The 3,277-nt window shown below is 40.0% G+C and carries 4 protein-coding genes; all 4 read left to right on the top strand.

The annotated features are described in order from the left end of the window. Positions 1–680: DNA-methyltransferase (locus ACJMMI_RS03725; RefSeq protein WP_405353686.1), on the top strand; the 680-nt coding region annotated here is incomplete at its 5' end. Positions 681–682: 2 nt separating this feature from the next. Further along, entirely contained in the window at positions 683–1,060 is a 378-nt protein-coding gene (gene rbfA / locus ACJMMI_RS03720; protein WP_405353685.1) for a 30S ribosome-binding factor RbfA, read from the top strand. Next, entirely contained in the window at positions 1,047–1,982 is a 936-nt protein-coding gene (locus tag ACJMMI_RS03715) for a bifunctional oligoribonuclease/PAP phosphatase NrnA (protein WP_405353684.1), read from the top strand. The genes rbfA and ACJMMI_RS03715 overlap by 14 nt, the downstream gene beginning before the upstream one ends. Next, positions 1,979–2,884 carry a tRNA pseudouridine(55) synthase TruB gene (gene truB, locus ACJMMI_RS03710; protein WP_405353683.1) on the top strand — a complete coding sequence of 302 codons (906 nt, stop codon included), beginning with the start codon at positions 1,979–1,981 and terminating at the stop codon, positions 2,882–2,884. Before ACJMMI_RS03715 ends, truB begins: the two co-directional genes overlap by 4 nt. Positions 2,885–3,277 lie beyond the last annotated feature (393 nt).

Genomic DNA, 3,277 nt, shown 5'->3' with positions numbered 1-3,277 from the left:
TTGAAATGTATCAAATTCCGGATCAAAAGCTTCGTGAAATTTTCCCAACAAATTATAGCACCGGTAATATAAAATTTGATTGGAGAAGCGATATTAACAATGATGTTGCAAAGTGGGATGAAGTCCCATTAAATCCATTTGACTTAGTAACAGAATTCAAAAGAATTTTATCTCCTAAAGGAAATATATTTATATTTTGCAGCTATAATTTGTTGGGAAAATTTCACGAAGCTTTTGATCCGGAATTTGATACATTTCAATTTATGGTTTGGCACAAAACAAATCCTGTTCCTAATATTAGAAAATCATCATTTTTGAATAGTTGTGAATTAATTGTTTGCTTGTGGAATAAAGGTCATACTTGGAATTTTACAAAGCAAAATGAAATGCATAACTTTATTGAGTCGCCAATATGTATGGGTGCAGAGCGTTTGAAAAATCCAAAACATCCAACTCAAAAGCCGGTTAGAATACTAAAACATATTATTAATATTGCAAGTAATCCTGGGGATATTGTTTTAGATATGTTTATGGGAGTCGGTTCAACCGGTGTAGCAGCAAAGATGCTTGATAGACGCTTTATTGGTATTGAAATTGACGAAGAATATTTTAACGCTGCTAAAGAGCGTATAAATAATACAAATTCAGAATTAAATAATTCTATAAGAGGAGTTATATAATTATGGCAGGACATAGATTAGAACGCACTACTGAGGACATTAAGCGTGAGCTTACCGCTATTTTTCGTGAGCTTAAAGACCCTCGTGTGCAGCAGGCTTTTTTATCAATCATTCGTGTTGATGTTACCAATGACCTTTCTTATTGTACTGTTTATGTAAGTGCTATGGAGGGACTCGACAGGGCAAATGAAGCGGTAAAGGGACTCAAGTCAGCCGCAGGCTTTATTCGCCGTGAGCTTTCTCACCGCCTTACACTCAGATATGTGCCACAGCTTATTTTTAAGGCTACCGACAGTATCGAGTACAGTGCGAACATCAGCAGAATTTTAAACGACCTGGATATTCCTGAGGATGAGGTGGACGAAGATGAATCTGTATGACATCTCGGTTTTCCTCAGGGAACACGATAATTACGAAATTTTAACTCATAACTACCCCGACGGCGACACCCTCGGAAGTGGTTATGCACTTTGCCTTGCACTTCAGCAAATCGGCAAAAATGCAAGGGTAATTACCGCAAGCTTACCGCCTAAATTTGAGTATCTTACAGACGGTATTGTAGAGCAGGACTTCACCGCCGACTATATCATAAGTACAGATGTTGCGGCAGACAGCCTCTTAGCTCCGAATATGGAAAAGTATCTCGGTAAAATTGACATTTGCATTGACCACCATGGCTCAAACTCTGTTACAGCCAAAGAAAAGTTTGTCGATAAATACGCTGCCGCAAACTGCGAAATTATCTACAAGCTTTTAATGCGTATGGGCGTGAACTTTACAAAACAGATTGTGAACTGTCTTTACACAGGCATTTCAACCGACACAGGTTGTTTCCGTTATACAAATACCACAGCCGATACTTTCAGAATTGCCGCAAGCCTTGTAGAGCTTGGCTGCAACTCCGCATACATTAACAAGGTGATGTTTGAAACCAAGTCAAAAGAAAAAATTATGCTCGAGCGTGAGGTTTACGATACAATAACCTATTGTGCAGACGGCAAGTGTGCCATTGTATGGGTTACTCTTGATATGCTCAACAGTCTTAATATTGCCGAAGATGAAATTGAGGGACTCGCCTCTATTCCTCGTCAGATTGAGGGTGTGCTTATCGGCATTACTATGAAGGAAAAAGAGGGCGGATTTTTCAAAATTTCCGTCCGTACAAACGGCAACATTGATGCTGCCAAGTTCTGTGCTCGCTTTGACGGCGGCGGACATAAGGCAGCGGCAGGCTGTTCAATTAACGGCAGCCTTGAAGAAGTGCGTGACAAGCTTATAAAGGCTGCGGAAGAAACCTTATGAATGGTGTAATTGTTATAAATAAGCCAGAAAATTACACATCTTTTGATGTAGTGGCTGTTGTGCGTAAGCTTACAGGTCAGCGAAAAATCGGGCATACAGGCACACTCGACCCCAACGCTACAGGCGTTTTGCCAATACTTTTGGGCAATGCCACAAAGGCTCAGGACATTGTACCGAACCACGATAAATCATATACGGCAAAGTTTCGCTTGGGAATTACAACCGACACCCTCGACATCTGGGGTAAGGTGATTTCTGAGTGCGGCAAAACGGCAGCAAAGGAAGAAGTGCTGCAGGCTCTTGAAAATTTCAGAGGTGAAATTGAGCAGCTGCCACCTATGTACTCGGCAATTAAGGTAAACGGTCAAAGGCTTTATGACCTTGCAAGACAGGGCAAGGAGATTGAAAGAAAGCCGAGGAAGGTGACGGTTTACAGCCTTGAGCTTGAGGACTTTGACGAGGAAAGTCAGAGTGGCACTTTAAGCATAAGCTGTTCAAAGGGAACTTATATCCGCACAATAATTGACGACCTCGGCAAAATGCTCGGTATGGGTGCGGTGATGACTGAGCTTTGCCGTACTGAAGCATGTGGCTATAAGCTTGCTGACAGCATTACTCTTGATAATGCAAGAGAATTAGCCGAAAAAGGCGAAATTTCAGGACATATTATGCAAACAGAAAGTCTTTTTGAAAGCTACAGAAAAATCTATGTTTCTGAGGCTCAGTCAAAACGCTTTTCAAATGGCGGTGAGCTTGATATGGCAAGAACCGCACTTTCAAGGTCAAAGCCTGAGGATAAAGAAAAAATCAGAGTTTGCGACAGACAGGGAAAATTTCTCGGACTCGGCATTGCCGACAATGAAAGTAATCAGCTGAAAATTTTTAAATTGTTTTTAAGCTGATTTTTTAACATTTTGTTATAACAATGTTAAAAAATCAATTAATAAAAAATTTAGGTCGAGCCTTTTTAAAGGCTCGTGGGTTTGGGCAAAGCCCAAGAAAAGTTGTTTTCATTGCAATTTGCAAGGCACAAACAGCAACGCTGTTTGTGTGCTAAGACTAAGTTTGTTAAAACAGGCGACAGCCCTTTAACCTTTAATAAGAAATGATTTATAAAAAAATAAAAAGAATATCTTTCTGTTTTGTGTTGCTGTCGCAATTATAAGGTTATCACCGTTGTGTTCAAGCTGCCAAACAGCACGCTGTTTGGCTTTCAAAACCTTGTGTTAGTTTAAAGTATTGTGGGGTTTGGCCACACCCACAACCAATTAAAAAAGTTGAACAAAATTTTTTTT

This window comes from Ruminococcus sp. (genome assembly GCF_045129435.1).
Lineage (GTDB): Bacteria > Bacillota > Clostridia > Oscillospirales > Acutalibacteraceae > Ruminococcoides.
The sequence above is the reverse complement of the archived record's forward strand: the minus strand, read 5'-3'. Positions and strand labels throughout refer to the sequence as shown.

What these genes read in the sequence shown, in the direction of transcription:
- truB (WP_405353683.1), top strand. Translation starts at nt 1,979, where the DNA reads ATGAATGGTGTAATTGTTATAAATAAGCCAGAAAATTACACATCTTTT.
- ACJMMI_RS03715 (WP_405353684.1), top strand. Translation starts at nt 1,047, where the DNA reads ATGAATCTGTATGACATCTCGGTTTTCCTCAGGGAACACGATAATTAC.
- rbfA (WP_405353685.1), top strand. Translation starts at nt 683, where the DNA reads ATGGCAGGACATAGATTAGAACGCACTACTGAGGACATTAAGCGTGAG.